16 protein-coding genes are annotated in these 16,116 nt (G+C 73.3%); 6 read left to right on the forward strand and 10 right to left on the reverse strand.

The genetic code is table 11. The features are described 5' to 3' along the window. Positions 1–1,225, reverse strand: a 1,225-nt coding sequence (locus ABFY07_RS32295) for a glycosyltransferase family 4 protein (protein WP_346177896.1), incomplete at its 3' end; no start/stop codon positions are given. A gap of 228 nt (positions 1,226–1,453) precedes the next feature. Here ABFY07_RS32295 and ABFY07_RS32300 point away from each other — a divergent pair. After that, the gene (locus ABFY07_RS32300) at positions 1,454–2,164 is read left to right on the forward strand and encodes a response regulator transcription factor (protein WP_346177897.1); all 711 of its coding nucleotides are present in this window, start codon (positions 1,454–1,456) and stop codon (positions 2,162–2,164) included. A gap of 1 nt (position 2,165) precedes the next feature. After that, entirely contained in the window at positions 2,166–3,566 is a 1,401-nt protein-coding gene (locus tag ABFY07_RS32305; protein ID WP_346177898.1) for a HAMP domain-containing sensor histidine kinase, read from the forward strand. 86 nt (positions 3,567–3,652) lie between these two features. On the opposite strand, the gene ABFY07_RS32310 is transcribed toward ABFY07_RS32305, so the two are convergent. From ABFY07_RS32310 to ABFY07_RS32325, 4 genes are read right to left on the reverse strand one after another with little or no spacing between them, the layout of a single operon-like run. Continuing rightward, the gene (locus tag ABFY07_RS32310) at positions 3,653–4,450 is read right to left on the reverse strand and encodes an SAM-dependent methyltransferase (RefSeq protein WP_346177899.1); all 798 of its coding nucleotides are present in this window, start codon (positions 4,448–4,450) and stop codon (positions 3,653–3,655) included. Then, complete coding sequence (locus ABFY07_RS32315; protein WP_346177900.1) at positions 4,447–5,265, reverse strand: SAM-dependent methyltransferase; 819 nt, start codon at positions 5,263–5,265, stop codon at positions 4,447–4,449. Before ABFY07_RS32315 ends, ABFY07_RS32310 begins: the two co-directional genes overlap by 4 nt. Further along, positions 5,262–5,534: a DUF397 domain-containing protein gene (locus tag ABFY07_RS32320; RefSeq protein ID WP_065966686.1), complete on the reverse strand. Its 273-nt coding sequence runs from the start codon at positions 5,532–5,534 to the stop codon at positions 5,262–5,264. The genes ABFY07_RS32315 and ABFY07_RS32320 overlap by 4 nt, the downstream gene beginning before the upstream one ends. Before the next feature lie 32 nt (positions 5,535–5,566). Beyond that, positions 5,567–6,424: a helix-turn-helix domain-containing protein gene (locus ABFY07_RS32325; protein ID WP_346177901.1), complete on the reverse strand. Its 858-nt coding sequence runs from the start codon at positions 6,422–6,424 to the stop codon at positions 5,567–5,569. A gap of 215 nt (positions 6,425–6,639) precedes the next feature. Here ABFY07_RS32325 and ABFY07_RS32330 point away from each other — a divergent pair, with 215 nt between their 5' ends. Further along, positions 6,640–7,095: an ATP-binding protein gene (locus ABFY07_RS32330; protein ID WP_346177902.1), complete on the forward strand. Its 456-nt coding sequence runs from the start codon at positions 6,640–6,642 to the stop codon at positions 7,093–7,095. Between the two features lie 140 nt (positions 7,096–7,235). Continuing rightward, on the forward strand, positions 7,236–8,189 hold the full coding sequence (locus ABFY07_RS32335) for a TAXI family TRAP transporter solute-binding subunit (RefSeq protein ID WP_346177903.1): 954 nt from the start codon (positions 7,236–7,238) through the stop codon (positions 8,187–8,189). A gap of 16 nt (positions 8,190–8,205) precedes the next feature. Here ABFY07_RS32335 and ABFY07_RS32340 read toward each other — a convergent pair whose 3' ends face one another. After that, positions 8,206–9,552 (reverse strand): sensor histidine kinase, encoded by a 1,347-nt coding sequence (locus ABFY07_RS32340; protein ID WP_346177904.1) that lies wholly within the window; start codon positions 9,550–9,552, stop codon positions 8,206–8,208. Then, a complete protein-coding gene (locus ABFY07_RS32345; RefSeq protein WP_346177905.1) occupies positions 9,543–10,214 on the reverse strand; it encodes a response regulator transcription factor in 672 nt (223 codons plus the stop codon). The genes ABFY07_RS32340 and ABFY07_RS32345 overlap by 10 nt, the downstream gene beginning before the upstream one ends. A 107-nt stretch (positions 10,215–10,321) precedes the next feature. On the opposite strand from ABFY07_RS32345, the gene ABFY07_RS32350 reads away from it, so the two are divergent. Further along, positions 10,322–10,459: a hypothetical protein gene (locus ABFY07_RS32350; RefSeq protein WP_346177906.1), complete on the forward strand. Its 138-nt coding sequence runs from the start codon at positions 10,322–10,324 to the stop codon at positions 10,457–10,459. Positions 10,460–10,591: 132 nt separating this feature from the next. Here the strand turns inward: ABFY07_RS32350 and ABFY07_RS32355 are convergent, their stop codons facing one another. The 3 genes from ABFY07_RS32355 to ABFY07_RS32365 all read right to left on the reverse strand — a co-directional run bounded on the left by ABFY07_RS32355 (position 10,592) and on the right by ABFY07_RS32365 (position 15,098). Beyond that, positions 10,592–12,919 (reverse strand): heavy metal translocating P-type ATPase, encoded by a 2,328-nt coding sequence (locus tag ABFY07_RS32355; RefSeq protein WP_346177907.1) that lies wholly within the window; start codon positions 12,917–12,919, stop codon positions 10,592–10,594. A gap of 91 nt (positions 12,920–13,010) precedes the next feature. Then, the gene (locus ABFY07_RS32360; protein WP_428837050.1) at positions 13,011–14,372 is read right to left on the reverse strand and encodes an MFS transporter; all 1,362 of its coding nucleotides are present in this window, start codon (positions 14,370–14,372) and stop codon (positions 13,011–13,013) included. Between the two features lie 366 nt (positions 14,373–14,738). Next, a complete protein-coding gene (locus ABFY07_RS32365; protein WP_346177909.1) occupies positions 14,739–15,098 on the reverse strand; it encodes a winged helix-turn-helix transcriptional regulator in 360 nt (119 codons plus the stop codon). Between the two features lie 6 nt (positions 15,099–15,104). Here ABFY07_RS32365 and ABFY07_RS32370 point away from each other — a divergent pair, with 6 nt between their 5' ends. Beyond that, the gene (locus tag ABFY07_RS32370) at positions 15,105–16,112 is read left to right on the forward strand and encodes an NAD(P)-dependent oxidoreductase (RefSeq protein ID WP_346177964.1); all 1,008 of its coding nucleotides are present in this window, start codon (positions 15,105–15,107) and stop codon (positions 16,110–16,112) included. Positions 16,113–16,116: the final 4 nt, after the last annotated feature.

The raw sequence follows: 16,116 nt of genomic DNA on the forward strand, positions 1-16,116 counted from the left end.
GGCGGGCCGCGGCGAGCCACCGGCGCGCCACCCGCCCCCCGCGGCGGCGGGCCGCGGCGCGGCCGCGCTGCCAGGCGCGGGGGAGGCGGCTGGCCGCCAGGTCCTCGAAGAGGCGCTCGTAGCGCAGGGCGATCGGCTCCGGGTCGTAGGCCCGCGCGGCCTCCAGGGCGGCCGCGCCCATCGCCCGGCGGGCGGGCGCGTCCTCGACGAGGTCCAGGAGCGCGGCGGCGAGGGCGTCCTTGTCCCCGGTGGGCACCAGCCGGCCGGTGACCCCCTCCTCGATGATCTCCGCGGGCCCGAGCGGGCAGTCGGTGCTCACCACGGGGACCCCGCAGCGCATCGCCTCGACGATCGTCATGCCGAAGGACTCGGCGTCCGAGGCCACCGCGACCAGCGACGCCTTGGCGAACTCCGCCTCGATCGACGGATGCGGCCCCATCAGGCGGGCGCTCTCCGACAGGCCGAGCCGGTCGATGAGGTCCTGCAGCCGCTCCTGCTCGGCGCCCCCGCCGTAGATCCGCAGCCGCCACTCGGGGCGCTTGGCGGCCACCGCCGAGAACGCCTCGATCAGCAGGTCGAAGCGCTTGCCGCGGACCAGCCGGCCGGCCGCGGCGATGACCGGCGCGGTGCCGTCGGAGGGGCTGACCGAGGGCGCCGGCACGCTGTTGGGTATCGCGAGGGTCCGTACGCCCGCCAGCGGCATCTTCGCCCGGTAGACCGCCGCGTCCGCCTCCGTCGTGGTCACCACGGCGTCGAGCGCGCGGTAGTGGCGGGCGAGCTCGGCCCGCAGCGCCTTGCTGTGCGCGTCGTGCCGCAGGTGCTCCTGGGCGATGCGCAGCGCCCCGCGCGGGGCGAACTCGGCTATGTAGACATTGGCGCCGGGACGGGTGCCGATGATCACGTCGGCGTCGCAGCCGCGCAGGTACTCCTCGACCCGCTCGTCGTGCAGCCGGCTGTACTGGCGGTACCGCTTCTCGGCGGAGGGAAAGACCCGGGCGGGCTCGCCGAGCCGCGGGTCGAGCGCGTCGAGGCCGCTCGGACGCGTGTCGACCAGCGGGACGAGCCGCACCCGGGGGTCCACGGTGAAGCGCGGCGTCTCCCGGTGCCGCTGCATCGAGGCGATCTCCACATCGTGCCGCTCGGCCAGGGCCGCCGCCAGGTTCAGCGTGGTCCTGATGGTTCCGCCGATCGCGTAGACGTTGTGGAGCAGGAATGCGATCTTCATGTGGTGTCTTTCCGGCCGGTGACAACACCGGGGCGACCACCCGGCGGCAGCCGGCGGCGATCGGTCCGCGGCCTCGCCGCGTGGCGACCGCGGTCCCCCGGATCGTTGCGCATACCCTGACCGGCCACGGTAAACCGGCTGCGTGAACAAGGTGAGAGCCGGGTAAGAAGCCAGGCCACGGGGGGCCCTGCGACGCCCGTCGCCCGTCCGGCTTGGCAGACTCGGGGTGTGACGACGTACAACACCGTGCTGCTCGCCGAGGACGACCGGGCCATCCGCCACGCGCTGGAGCGGGCCCTGTCGCTGGAGGGCTACCGGGTCACCGCCGTCCCCGACGGCATCGAGGCGCTGGCCGCCGTCCACCGCGAGCGGCCGGACGTGATCGTGCTGGATGTGATGATGCCGGGCCTGGACGGGCTGCAGGTGTGCCGCGTGCTGCGCGCGGAGGGCGACCGCACCCCGATCCTCATGCTGACCGCCCGGGTGGAGACCGCCGACCGGATCGAGGGTCTCGACGCGGGCGCCGACGACTACGTGGCCAAGCCCTTCGAGGTGGACGAGGTCTTCGCACGGCTGCGCGCCCTGCTGCGCCGCGCCGCCCCGGCCCCCGGGCCGGCGCAGGAGGAGCCCGGTCCCGACGGCACCACCCAGGTGGCCGACCTGCGCCTGGACCCCTCCGCCCGGCGCGTGTGGCGGGCCGGGACGGAGCTGGAGCTCACCCGCACCGAGTTCGACCTGCTGGAGCTGCTGGCGCGCAACAGCGGCATCGTGCTGGACCACGCCACGATCTACGACCGCATATGGGGTTACGACTTCGGCCCCGGGTCCAAGAACCTCGCCGTCTACATCGGCTATCTGCGCCGCAAGGTGGACCAGCCCGGCCTGGTCCCGCTCATCCACACCGTACGGGGCGTCGGCTACACCCTCAGGGAGGCGTGACGTGCGGCTCCCGCGCCCGCGCCGCCCCCGGTCCAGCCTGCGCGTCACCTTCGCGATCTCCTTCGCGGCGGTGGCCGCCGCCGTCACGCTCCTGGTCGGCTTCCTCAGCTACGGCGCGGCGGCCAGGCTGGTGCGGGCCGACCAGCAGAGCGTCTTCGGCGGGGTGGTCCACGATCTGCGGAACCAGGTCCGGCAACAGCCGCTCGGCTACGAGGTCTACGTCCAGGACGACCCCGACCACGACGGCCCGCGCGACGACCTCCGCCGCCCCACCGGCACCGACATCCAGATCATCCGCCCCACGGGCACCGTCGCCGACCGGGGCAGCCCCGTCCTGCCGGTGGGCGACGCCGAGCGCCGGATGGCGGCGTCCCGTACGGCGGGCCTGGTGGCGCGGCGGGACGTCGAGATCGGGGACGACCAGTTCCGGATGGCCACCGTCTCGCTCGGCGCCGGCCGGGGCGCGGTGCAGGTGGCCCAGCAGTTCAGCGACAGCGAGGACCTGCTGCGGGAGCTCCAGAAGCGCACGGCGCTGTTCGTCGGCGCGGCCATCGCCGCGGCCGGGGTGGTGGGCTGGTGGCTGGCCGGGCGGATCACCCGGCGGCTGGTGCGGCTGACCGGGATCGCCGAGAGCGTGACGGCCACCGGACGGATGGACGTGGCGGTGCCGGTCACCGGGGAGGACGAGGTGGGCCGGCTGGGGCGGGCCTTCGACGGCATGCTCGGACAGCTCGCCCGCTCCAAGGACGACCAGCGGCGGCTGGTCCAGGACGCCGGACACGAACTGCGCACCCCGCTCACCTCGCTGCGGACCAATATCGCGCTGCTGCGCCGCTTCGAGGAGCTGCCGCCGGCGGCCCGCGAGGAGCTGCTCGCCGATCTCACGGGGGAGACCCGGGAGCTGACCGACCTGGTGAACGAGCTGGTCAGCCTGGCGGCCGGGCAGCGCGACGACGAGCCGAGCGTGGCCACGCCGCTCGGCGAGGTGGCGCACCGGGCGGCCGGCCTGGCCCGCCGCCGCACCGGCCGGGAGATCACCGTGACCGCGGACGACACCGTCGTGGAGGGCCGCGCGGGGGCCCTCCAGCGCGCCATCACCAATCTGGTGGAGAACGCGGCCAAGTTCGACGAGGAGGGCACCGCGCCCATCGAGGTGGTCGTCCGCCGCGGCCGGGTGGCGGTCCTCGACCGCGGTCCCGGGGTGGCGGAGGAGGACCGGCAGCGGGTCTTCGACCGCTTCTACCGCGCGCCCGGGGCCCGCAGCCTGCCGGGCTCCGGGCTCGGGCTGGCCATCGTCCGGGAGGTGGCCGCCGCCCACGGCGGGACGGTGTTCGCCGAGCGGCGGCCGGGCGGCGGCGCGGTGGTGGGCTTCACGGTCGGCGACGCCACGCGACACCCGTGAAGACCTGAAGCCCGAAGAAGCCCTGAAGCCCCTGAAGCCTGAAGCCGTGAAGCGTGAAGCCGTGAAGCCCGGATCCGTGAGACGCCTCAGGGCTTGCGGGCCACCCCCACCCAGAACGACACGTCCGCGCTGTCGAGCGCGGGGGGCTCGCCGTCGGGCCGCCACAGATGCGGTTCCTGCACCCCCGGCTCGATGAGCTCCAGGCCCTCGAAGAACGCCTCGACCTCGCTCCTGCTGCGCACCTGGGCGGGGATGCCGCCCTTGGCGTAGATGTCGATGACCTTCTCCCACGTCTCGGGGGCGAAGTCCGGGGTGCAGTGGGTCAGGATCAGATAGCTGCCCGAGGGCAGGGGCTCGACCAGCTGCCGGACGAGTTCGTACGGCTTGTCGCCGTCCGGGATGAAGTGGAACAGCGCGTTGAGGGAGAGTGCCACCGGCTTGCTCATGTCGAGCGTCTCGTGCAGCTCGGGGGCGTCCAGAATGCGCTCGGGCTGGCGCACATCCGCCTGGATGTAGGCGGTGCGCCCCTCGGGGGTGCCGTTCAGCAGGGCCTGGGCGTACGCGAGCACGATGGGGTCGTTGTCGGTGTATACCACCCGGGCGTCGGGGGCGACGCTCTGGGCGACCTGGTGGAGGTTGGGCTCGGTGGGGATGCCGGTGCCGATGTCGAGGAACTGCCGGATGCCCGCCTCGCCCGCCAGCCAGCGGGTCGCCCGGTGCATGAAGGAACGGTTCTCCCTGGCACAGGTCTTGATGCCCGGGAAGACCGCGATGACATGGGCGGCGGCCTCCTCGTCGACCTGGTAGTGGTCCTTGCCGCCGAGGTAGTAGTCGTACATCCGTGCCGAGTGCGGCTTGGTGGTGTCGATGTTCATCGTGTTCATGGCTTGCGTGCGACCCCCGCCCACATCGATATGTCCGCGCTGCGAATGTCCCCGGGACGCTCATCGGCGTCCGGCTTCCAGTGGTGCGGCTCCGAGACGCCCGGGTCGACGAGTTCCATGCCCTCGAAGAAGCCCGCGACCTCGTCCTTGGAGCGGGTGATGAAGGGGATCCCGTTCTCCTTGTAGACCGCGATGACCTTCCGCCAGGTGTCCGCCGAGAAGTCGTGGGTGGAGTGCGAGAGCATCAGATAGCTGCCCGAGGGGAGGGGGTCCATCAGCTCGCGGACGATCTCGTACGGCTTCGCCTCCTCCGGGATGAAGTGGAAGAGCGCGTTGACCGACAGGGCCACCGGCCGGTCGAGGTCGAGCGTCTCCAACAGCTCCGGAGCCGTCATGATCTTCCGCGGCTCGCGCACATCGGCCTCGACGTAGGCGGTGCGCCCCTCGGGGGTGCCGTTCAGCAGGGCCTGGGCGTAGGCCAGCACGATGGGGTCGTTGTCGGTGTAGACGACGCGGGCGTCGGGGGCGACGCTCTGGGCGACCTGGTGGAGGTTGGGCTCGGTGGGGATGCCGGTGCCGATGTCGAGGAACTGCCTGATCCCCGCCTCGCCCGCCAGCCAGCGGGTCGCCCGGTGGATGAAGCCCCGGTTGACGTGGGCGTTGAGCCTCACAGTCGGATGGACGGCCATCACCTTGGCGGCGGCCTCCGCGTCCACCTCGTAGTGGTCCTTGCCGCCCAGGTAGTAGTCGTACATCCGGGCCGGGTGCGGCTTGGTGGTGTCGATCCGGCCGGGGGCGAGGTGGCGCTCGCTCATGCGGCCCTCCGTTCTGCTGCGGTACCCGCCGAGGTGGTCAGGTTCGGTTCTGTACGGGTGAGGAGGAAGTCCGCGGCACCGGCCTTGGCGCCCTGGATGAACTTCTCGATCTCGAGGGGGGTGTAGATCAGCGCGGGGCCGTCGGGGTCGGTCGACTGGCGCAGCGCCACGCGGCCGTCGCTCAGCTTCATGACCTCGACGCAGGCGCCGCCGTTCGGGCCGCTCCAGGGCTTGCGCCAGCCTTCGGCACCGAGGTGCTTGGCCGGCATGCCGTTGTAAATGTGATCCACCTGATCCACGGTCAGAGCTCCTTGCGAATCTCACGGAGGAAGGCCTCCGTGCGCCGCGCCGGTGTGGCCTGGGTGCCCATTCGGTCGAGGGCCTCCAAGTAGGCGGCCACGTCCGCGCGTTCGTCGAGATAGCCGGCCCCGGTCAGTCCCTCGACATAGACGATGTCCGGCAGTTCCGGGATCTGGAACCGGAAGAGCTGGAACGGTCCGCCCATGCCCGGGTGCGGTCCGGCGGCGAACGGCACCACCTGCAAGGTGACGTTCGGCATCTGGATGGCCTCGATGAGGCGGTCGATCTGCGCGCGCATGACGTCCGGTCCGCCGATGGGCAGGCGGAACACCGGCTCGTCCATCACGACCCACAGATGAGGTCCGTCGGGTCGGTTGAGCAGTTCCTGACGCTCCATCCGCAGGGCGACCCGCCGGTCGAGTTCCTCGGGGTCGGCCTGTGGGAATCCGATGCTCAGCAGCGCCCGTGCGTAGTCTTCGGTCTGCAGCAGTCCGGGGATGAAGTGGGGCTCGTACGCGCGGATGCGGCTGGCCGCACCCTCGAGGCTCACATAGAGGCTGAACCAGTCCGGCAGGACATCGCGGAAGCGATGCCACCAGCCGGGTCTGTTGGCGTCCTCGGCCAGGGAGAGGAAGGTCTCGATCTCCTCCTGGTCGACCCCGTAGGTCTGCAACAGCTTCTCGACGTAGGGGAGTTTGAGGCCGACCTCGGCCTTCTCCATCCTGCGTACCGTCGTCTGGTTGACGTGCAGCGCTCTGGCGGCCTCGTCGTAGCCGACGCCGGCTTTCTCGCGAAGGTCCCGCAGGCGCATGCCGAGGACCATCTGCCCGACGGTCGGGGCAGACCGCGCTTCACCCACGCCTTACCTCCTCGGACGGTCTTGTGGGCCTCAGTGTGCCACGCTCGGGATGAACCCGAACAGAGTGCTCTGGCTATTCTGCATTTTGCAGAACGCCGCTTGCCAACTGACGTGTACAGCATCGATAGTGAGAGGGTGACCGGTCCCAAAGGGGCTGGCGCGTCGCCGACTTGCGGCATTCGAACCCCCCACCGGTAGACGGAAGGCGAACGGCCGTGGCACTGCCTCAACGCATGACGATGGCCCGCCCGCTGCTCCCCGGCGGATTCGACGCCGGGGTCCGCCAGGAGAGGTTCCAGCTGCCCGCGCTGGGCGCGTCGGTGGCCGCCGCCCGCCGCCGGGTCCGCTCCCGGGTGCCGGTCTGGGGATTCTGCGAGGACGTCTGCGACGCGGCGGAGCTGGTGATGTCCGAGCTGTTCACCAACGCCCTCGTCCACACCGGCAGCGAGCAGATCCTCTGCGTCCTGCGGGCGGAGGCGCGCCGGACGCTGTACGTCGAGGTGGCCGACCAGGGCGGCGGATCCGCCGGACCGGCCCCGCGCCAGGCGAGCGCGGAGGACGAGGGCGGGCGGGGGCTCGCGCTGGTCCGGGCCATGGCCGCGGCCTGGGGGGACCGCCCCGGGCTGAACGGCGGCCGGGTGGTGTGGGCCCAGCTCACCTCCCTGGTCTGAGCCGCCCCGGCCTGCCCGGCCCTGGTCCGAGCCTCTCCGGCCTGGGTGCGTCTGTCCGGCCGCCTCGGCCTGCCCCTTCCTGCCCGCCACCGCCCCGGCCTGCCCGTTCCCGTCCGCCCCGGCGTCGTTAGCATGACCGGGTGCCCGCCCTTCCACGCCGCCGTCTGCTGACCCTCACGGCGGGCTGCGCCCTCGCGGCGGGCCCCCTCCAGGGATGCGCCGGCGACGGCCCCACCGGCCGGGTCCGGCTGGCCACCGGCCCTCGGGGCGGACCGTACGCGATCTTCGGCAGCCGGCTGGCCGACGAGGTGCACCGGGCCCACGACCGGCTCACGGTGCGCGTGCTCACCACCGCGGCGAGCGTGGAGAACCTGCGCATGCTGGGCGACGGCCGGGCCGACCTGGCCCTGGCCCTCGCCGACAGCGCGGCCGACGCCACCGCGGGACGCGGCATCTTCCCCGGCCCCGCGCCCGTCGCCGCGCTCGCCCGGCTCTACCTCAACTACCTCCATCTCGTCGTGCCCGCCGACTCGCCGATCGAGGAGCCGGGCCGGCTCGCCGGGCGCACGGTGTCCCTCGGCGCGGCCGAGTCCGGCACCTCGGTGACCGCCGGCCGGGTGCTCGCCGCCGCGGGCGTACGCCGCATCCACTCCGTACGGCTGGGCCTCGACGAGTCCATCGCGGCGCTGACCGGGCGGGAGGTGGCCGCGTTCTTCTGGTCCGGCGGCGCGCCGACCCGGGCCATCGCACGGCTGGCCCGCCGCCGCCCCGTCCGTCTCGTCCCGCTCGGCGGCCTGGCGCCCGCGCTGCGCCGCGAGCACGGCCCCGTCTACGAGAGCGTCTCGATCCCCGCCGGGGTGTACGGCCTGCGCGCCCCGGTCGCGACCGTCGCCACCCCCAGCTATCTGGTCTGCCGCACCGGCCTCGCCGACGACACGGCCCGCGCCGTGACCGGCGTCCTCTTCGAGGCCCGCGGCCGCCTCCCGGTCCCGGACGCCCCCGGCAGCCGGCTCGACGAGCGGTACGCCATCAACACCGGCACGGTGCCGCTGCACCCGGGGGCGGCGGCGTACTACCGCGAGGTCTACGGCTAGCCGACCGGTCGAGCCGTTAGCCGGTCCAGCCGTCCGGCAGCCGCACCTCGACGACGAGGCCGTGCGGCGTGGCGGGCCGCAGGGCCAGTTCGCAGTCGGCGGCGCGGGCCAGCTCCGAGGCGATGGCCAGGCCGAGCCCGCTGCCGGGGACGTTGCCGTGGCCGGGGGAGCGCCAGAAGCGGCCCAGGGCCGCGTCGAGCTGCTCGGCCGCGAGCCCGGGGCCGTCGTCGGCGATCCGCAGCACGCGTCCCTCCAGACGGACCGTGACCGTGCCGCCCGGGGGCACGAACTTCGCCGCGTTGTCCAGGGCGATGTCGGCGATCCGGGCGGCCGCGGCGGGCAGCGGGGCGGTGGCCGGGCCCGGCTCGTCCAGCTCCACGGCCAGGGTCAGCTCGCGTGCCGCGTAGACGTCGTGCCAGATGGCCAGCCGCTCCCGCAGCGCCGCCAGGGTGATCGGTTCGGGCGCCGCCGTGCCTGCCTCGACCCGGGCGAGTTCCAGCAGGTCCTCGGTGAGCCGTCCGAGCCGGTCCACCTCGGCCAGGGCCTCGGCGAACTCCTCGGAGCCCTCCTCTGTCAGGTGCGGCTCCAGGTTCTCCAGCCGCAGGGACAGCACGGTCAGCGGGGTGCGCAGCTCGTGGGAGGCGTCCGCGACGAAGGCGCGCTGCCGCTCCAGGGCGGCCGAGACGGCGTCGGCCATCGTGTTGAAGCGGCGTTCCAGGAGCCGCAGCTCGGCCGGGCCGCGGCCGCCGTCGCGCACCCGGGCGTCCATCCTGCCCTCGGCGATGGCGCGGGTGGTGAGGTCCAGTTCGGTCACCGGGCGCAGGATCCACCGCGCCAGCCTGCGGGCGGCGATCAGGGCGCAGAGCACGGCGACCACCGAGCCGGCCGCGATGGCGGCCCAGACCAGCGCGACATCGCGCCGGGCCGCCGCCGTGGACACCTTCATCACCACCACGCCGAAGACCTGCGCGTCCCGGCCCACCGGCTCCGCGACCCGGGCCGAGGCGGGGCCGAAAGGGGTGACCAGGGGCAGGCCGGCGGTGGTGCGGCCGGACAGCGCGCGCTCGGCGGGGTCCTCGGCCCAGGCCCCGCCGCCCGCCACCCGCTTGCCGTCCCGGTCGCGGATCTCCACCGCGGTGCCGTACAGCCGGTGGTAGCGGGACACCTCCTGGACCAGCCCGGAGGTGTCCCCGTCGCGGATCGCCTGGTCGGCCAGTTCGGCGAAGCGGGTGGCGTCCGCGCGCCGCTCCAGCAGCAGCCGGCCGGTGCGGTGCGAGGAGTACGCGAGGGAGAAGGGCACGGCGAGCGCGGTCACCAGGCAGGCGATGAGCACGGTGTAGACGCTCAGGATCCTCAGCTGCATCCGCCGCTTCCCAGGCGGTATCCGGTGCCGCGCAGCGTCTCCACCAGCCACGGGCAGCCGCTCTTGGAGCGGATCCCGGCGATGTGCACGTCCAGCGAGCGGGAGGCCGACAGCAGCAGGTCCCCCCACACCGCGTCCAGGATCTCCTCCCGGCTGCGGACCACCCCGGGCTCGCGGGCCAGCAGAGCCAGCACGTCGAACTCCCGGCGGGTGAGGGCGACCGGCCGGCCGTCCACCTCCAGCTGCCGGGCGGCCAGGTCGATGCGGACGCCGCCCACGGCCACCACCGGGCCGGACGCGGGCAGCGGGCGGGTGCCCCGCCGTACGACGGCCTCCATGCGGGCCACCAGCTCGGCCGTGCGGAACGGCTTGACGAGGTAGTCGTCGGCGCCGCCGCGCAGGCCGCGCAGCACATCCCGCTCCTCCGACCTGGCGGTGAGCACGATGACCGGGACGGCGGAGGCGCGGCGCAGCCGGCGCAGCGCCTCCAGGCCGTCCATGTCGGGCAGGCCCAGGTCGAGCAGGACGAAGTCGTTGCCGTCCTTGAGCCGCAGGGCGTCGTCCCCGCGCCCGGCGCGGGCGACCTGGTGCCCCAGCCGGTCGAGGGTGGCGGTCAGCGCCGCCGCCAGCCGGTCGTCGTCTTCGACCAGGAGAATACGCATGGGCGTAGGTTGACCTGCTCCCCGGCCTGAAGTCCAGGGACGGAGGCGGTCCCGGGCGGGCACCCCTGGGGGGGGCGCGCTCGAAGGGCGCGGGGAGGAGGCAGCCGGTGACGGTCGGTATTCACCCGGGTGGGCCGTCGAAAGGGCGGCGCTGCGTCCGTGCGGGCCGCTACTTCCGGGACACCGCCGCCGACGAGGCCAAGCACGAGGCGGCCTTCCGGCAGGCGCTCAACAAGCTGGGCTGACCGCCCCGGCGGAACCCGCGAGGGGCTCGCACATACGCGAGGCGGTCCGGCCGGCCGAGGCTTCGCGCCGGCCGGCCGGACCGCCTCCGGCGCGGCTGCCGCCCGGCACCCTCTCGCTGTCACGGGGCGCTGTCACGGGGCCAGGGAGAAGTAGCTCTCCTCTTCCTGCGAGAAGTGCAGCCGCAGGACGGTGTGCAACCCATAGAGACACGAGCGCAGATCGTCGAGTTGATCGGCGTCGAGGCCGCCGCGGGCGTGGGCCAGGCGCAGGTGTGTGGCGACGCGCCGGGAAAGACGCTCGATCTCGGTATGGGCGCGGCTCATGGTGGCGGTGGCCTCGGGGCCGCCGAGCGTGGGAGCGAGCGCGGGGTAGAGCTGGTGCTCCTCGGCGTACTCGTGCGGCAGGAGCCGTTCGGTCAGGAGCCGGTGCGTCTCCTCGACGGCCGCCAGGGCCTGGGGGCCGGAGCTGTCGGAGAGGCGGTCGGCCGCGGCGCGCACCGCCTCGAGGACGTCCTGGAGATCGTCGTGTTCGGCGGCGAAGCGGTGGATGAGGGCTTCGGCGGCCGGCGCGAGAGCCGGCCGGGCAGCCTGGTCTACGCGCAGAGCCCGCAGGGCGTTGAGGATGACCGCGACGTCGATGCCCTCCTGGAGCAGGGCGCCGGCGGCGGGCGGCAGCAGGCCGACGGCGGCCGCGGCCATGGCGGCGAGCGACATCAGCATCCCGCCCAACGCGCTCTGTACGGCGATGCGCCGCGCCCGTCCGGCTATGGTGACGGCATCGGCGAGACGGTCCACGCGGTCGGTGGTCAGCACGATGTCGGCGGCCTCGGAGGAGGCGGTGGAACCGCGGGCGCCCATGGCCACCCCGACGTCCGCCGCGGCGAGCGCGGGGGCGTCGTTGACGCCGTCGCCGACCATGACGGTGACGGCGCGGTCGCGTTCGGCGCGGACCGCGGCGACCTTGTCCGCGGGGCTGAGCTCGGCCCGTACGCCGTCGAGGCCGAGCACGGCGGCGACCTCGTGGGCGGGCTCGGCGCGGTCACCGGTGAGCATCATGATCCGCTCGACGCCCGCCGCCCGCAGGTGGCGCAGGGTCCTCGGCGCGTCGGAGCGGATGGGATCGCGCAGCAGCACGGCGCCGGCCACCTGACCGTCGACGGTCAGCCAGGCGACGGCCGCACCGTCGAGCAGGGCGCGGTTGTCCACCCCCGCGGCCCAGGACGGCGCGGCCCCCGCGGTGTCGATCCGGCCGATGGACGCCCGGTGCCCGTCCACGGTGCCCGAGGCGCCCCGGCCGGGATCCTCGGTGACGTTCGACGCCACGGGCGGTCCCAGTCCGCGTTCCCGGGCGGCGTCGACGATGGCGTGGGCCAGCACATGCGGGGAGTACTGGTCGAGTGCGGCCGCCAGGCGCAGCACCTGCGCCGGCTTCCACCCCGGTGCCGCGGCGACGTCGAGCACCCGGGGGCGGCCGCCGGTAAGGGTGCCCGTCTTGTCCAGCAGCAGGGTGCGGGCTCGGCTGAGGTTCTCCAGAGCCCCGCCACCGCGGACCACCACACCCAGGCGTGAGGCACGGGACAGCCCGGAGACGATCGCGACCGGCGCGGCCAGCAGCAGCGGACACGGGGTGGCGACCACCAGGACCGCCACCGCCCGTACCGCGGATCCGCTGAGCAGCCAGGCCACCCCGGCCACCGCGAGGGACAGGGGCAGGAACCAGGCCGCGTACCGGTCGGCCAGGCGCACCACGGGCGCGGATTCCGCGCCGGCCTGCCGAGCCAGCCTTACGATCTCGGCATAGGCGCTGTCCCGCTCCGTGGCGGTGGCCCTCAGGTCGAAGGCGCCGCCGGCGTTGATCACCCCGCTGCGTACGGCCTCGCCCTTCGCCCGCTCGACCTGAACGGCCTCCCCGGTGAGCACCGACTCGTCGAACACGGCCGTGGCGCTCTCCAGGCGGCCGTCGACCGGGACCACTTCTCCCGGGCCCACCACCAGCAGGTCGCCGACCGCCACCTCGGCGAGCGGCACCGAGCGCGCCCCGGCGTCGGTGACGCGCCGGGCCGTGCGCGGCGCGCGTTCCACCAGGGCCCGCACATCGTGGGAGGCACGCCGCCTCGCCGCGGCCTCGAGGGTGCGGCCGGTGGCCAGCATCAGGGCGATCAGCGCGCCGGCCAGGTACTCGCGCACGGCCAGGGTGCCGCCGAGGGCCAGGACCGCGAGCAGGTCCACGCCCGCGTGCCCGCGACGCAGCGCGGCCACGACCCACCCCACCGCGGGGACGAAGGCCGCCACGGTCCCCAGCCCCCAGCACAGGTCCGCGAGCCCGCCGGCACCGACGGCCCAGGCCACACCGCCGGCCGTCAGAGCGGCCGCCGTGACGGCGAGGAGGGACGGTTCCAGGCGCGCGAGGACGGCGGCCGCCGAACGGCGGGCCGGCCCCGTGGCGGAGAAGGGGTTCATGGCACACCTCTGGTGTCCATCCTCGGCCCGCGTCCGGTCCGGCACATCTCGGCGCCGGTCCGGCCGCGCGGAGCCGGCGGTCAGCCGGTGGTCAGACGGCGGTCCGGGTCGCCTCCGCGGGCGCGGCGGGCTCCTCGGAGCGGGCCTGGGTGAGGGAGGTGTCCCGGGTCTCCCGCATGGTCAGGTAGACCACCAGCGACACGGCCGCGCAGCCCGAGACATACCAGTAGAACCCGGACTCCGCGCCCGCGTTCTTGAACCACAGCGCCACGTATTCGGCGGTGCCGCCGAACAGGGCGTTCGCCAGCGCGTAGGGCAGGGCGACACCGAGCGCCCGCACATGCGTGGGGAACAGCTCGGCCTTCACCACGGCGTTGATGGAGGTGTAGCCGGTGACGACGACCAGCGCGGCGAGCGAGAGCAGCAGCGCGCCGAGGAAGGTGTCGGCGTGCGACAGCGCGGTCATGATGGGCACGGTGGCCAGCATCGAGCCGACGCCGAAGGTGATCAGCAGCGGGCGGCGCCCGATCCGGTCCGACAGCGCCCCGGCCAGCGGCTGGAGCAGCATGAACACGAACAGGGCGCAGAAGCTGACCAGTGAGGCGTCGGACTTGCTCAGCCCCGCCGTGTTGGACAGGTACTTGGTGAGATAGGTGGTGTACGTGTAGTAGGCGACCGTGCCGCCCATGGTCAGCGCGATGACGAGGGCGGCCTCCTTGCGGTGGCGCAGCAGCTCGCCGAGGGTCCCGCGCTCGCCCGCCGTGTCCGAGTCGGCCTCGGCGTACACCTCGGTCTCCAGCAGGTTGCGCCGCAGCCAGAAGACCACGGCCGCGGCCACGGCCCCGACGATGAACGGGATGCGCCAGCCGTAGGAGTGCAGCGCGTCGTCGGACATGGTGTGCTGGAGCACGATCTGCAGGCCCAGGCCGATCAGCTGGCCGGCGGTCATGGACACGTACTGGAAGCTGGACACGAAGCCGCGGCGGCCGGGCTGGGAGGCCTCCGTCAGATATGTCGCGCTCGCCGCGTACTCGCCGCCGACCGACAGGCCCTGCAGCAGCCGGGCCACCAGCAGCACCGCCGCGCCGAAGTAGCCGACCTGGTCGTAGGTGGGCGCGATGGCGATGAGCAGCGCGCTGGTCGACATCAGGGTCACGGTGAGGGTGAGGGCGGCCTTGCGGCCGCGCCGGTCGGCGTAGCGGCCCAGCAGCCAGCCGCCGACCGGGCGCATGAAGAAGCCGACGGCGAAGATGCCGGCGGTGTTCAGCAGCTGCGCGGTCGGGTCGCCCTTGGGGAAGAAGGACGCGGCGAAGTACGTGGCGAAGCTGGCGTAGACGAACCAGTCGAACCATTCGACCAGGTTGCCGATCGATCCGCCGATCACGGCTCGCCACGGTGTGCGCGCCGTGGGCGCGGGGGAACTGCTGACGGACACAGGGGCCTCCTCGAGCATGCGGGTGAGTGGCGGCCCGCCCCGGGGGGACGCCGCCGCGGGTGGCAGCTTCGACGCGCGAGGTGTGCGGAGTACAGCCCCGGGGCCCAGAGCTAACCTCCGCTTAACACAGACCCTTGAGGCGGTATGGGGCCCTTGGGGCTGTGGTGAAACTCCAACAACTGGTTCAATACCTTCCGCATGTCGTCGGACGTGTCGAGCACCACCGTCGGGATTTCCTCACCCGGCAACTGGCATGCGTAACGCGCCTGGATCACGAAGGTGAACAACACCGACGTGGACATCCATTACTACCTGGACGGCACCTGGAAAGCGGTCCACCGCGGGGGCGGCGGCTTCCGGGGCACGACCCCGGAACCCGCTGTCTCAGCTGCCCGTCAATTGCTGACGTTCGTGCAGGGAGAGCTCGCCCAGAGCGGCCAGCCGATTCCTTCCCCAGGCGCCCAGCGGCTTGAGCGCAGCATTGAGATCCTCGCCCAGCTCGGTGAGCGAGTACTCCACCTTGGGCGGCACCTGGTCATAGATCTCCCGGTGGACGATCCCGTCCGCCTCCAACTCCCTCAGCTGCTGGGTGAGCACCTTTTCGCTCACCCCCGGGACCAGTCGCTTCAATTCACCGAACCGGCACCGCTGGTAATCGAGCGCCCAAATGATCAGCACCTTCCACTTGCCGCCAATGACATCCACAGCCGCGTCCAGGCCACAGACATATGGCCGCTTCCTCATGACCCCATCCCCACTGACCTCAAGGTAAGTACGCACTTTCAAGTCCGTACTTGCCCACCGTACAGCGAGCGGCAAGGCTCAAGGCAGGCGCGCCGAGACCGATACGACCGAGCATCACCTGAGCAACGGGAGCACCCGAACATGAGCAACACCCCCGTGACCGTCCTCGGCCTGGGCGACATGGGCACGGCACTGGCCCGCGCCCTGCTGAAGGCGGGACACCGCACCACCGTCTGGAACCGCACGGCCGCCAAGGCCGAAGCGCTCGTCGCCGAGGGCGCGCTGCGCGCGGAGACGGTCGCCGAGGCCGTCGCGGCGAGCCCGCTGGTGGTGGTGTGCCTGCTGGACTACGACTCCGTGCGGCAGACCCTCGACCCGGTGGCCGGGGCGCTGTCCGGCACGGCCGTGGCCAACCTGACCAGCGGAACCCCGCGCCAGGCCCGCGAGATGGCCGCATGGGCGGCGGAGCGCGGCGCCGACTACCTCGACGGCGGCATCATGGCCGTCCCCCCGATGATCGCCACCCCCGCCGCCTTCGTGCTCTACAGCGGATCGCGGAGCGTCTTCGAGACCCACCGGGCGGCGCTCGACGCCCTGGCGCAGAGCCACTACCTGGGCGAGGACGCCGCGCTGGCCCCCCTGCAGGACATCGCCCTGCTCAGCGGGATGTACGGCATGTTCTCCGGCATCCTGCACGCCTTCGCGCTCACCGGCAGCGAGGGCATCAAGGCGGCCGACTTCGCGCCGATGCTCCAGCGCTGGCTGAACAGCATGTCGGGCGCCGTGGCCGGCTTCGCCGCGCAGATCGACAGCGGTGACCACGCCCAGGGCGTGGTCTCCAACCTCGCCATGCAGGCGGCCGCCTACCACCACCTACTGGAGGCCGCGGAGGAGCAGGGCGTCAGCCCCGAACTCCTCGCCCCGCTCGGGCCGCTCATGGCCCGCCGCGTCGCGGACGGCCACGGCCACGAGGACCTGTCGGGCCTGGTGCACCTGCTCCGCACCCGGGCCTAGCCCT

Origin of the sequence: Streptomyces sparsogenes subsp. cuspidosporus (genome assembly GCF_039532705.1) — a bacterium.
In the GTDB taxonomy this organism is placed as follows: Bacteria; Actinomycetota; Actinomycetes; order Streptomycetales; family Streptomycetaceae; genus Streptomyces; species Streptomyces sparsogenes.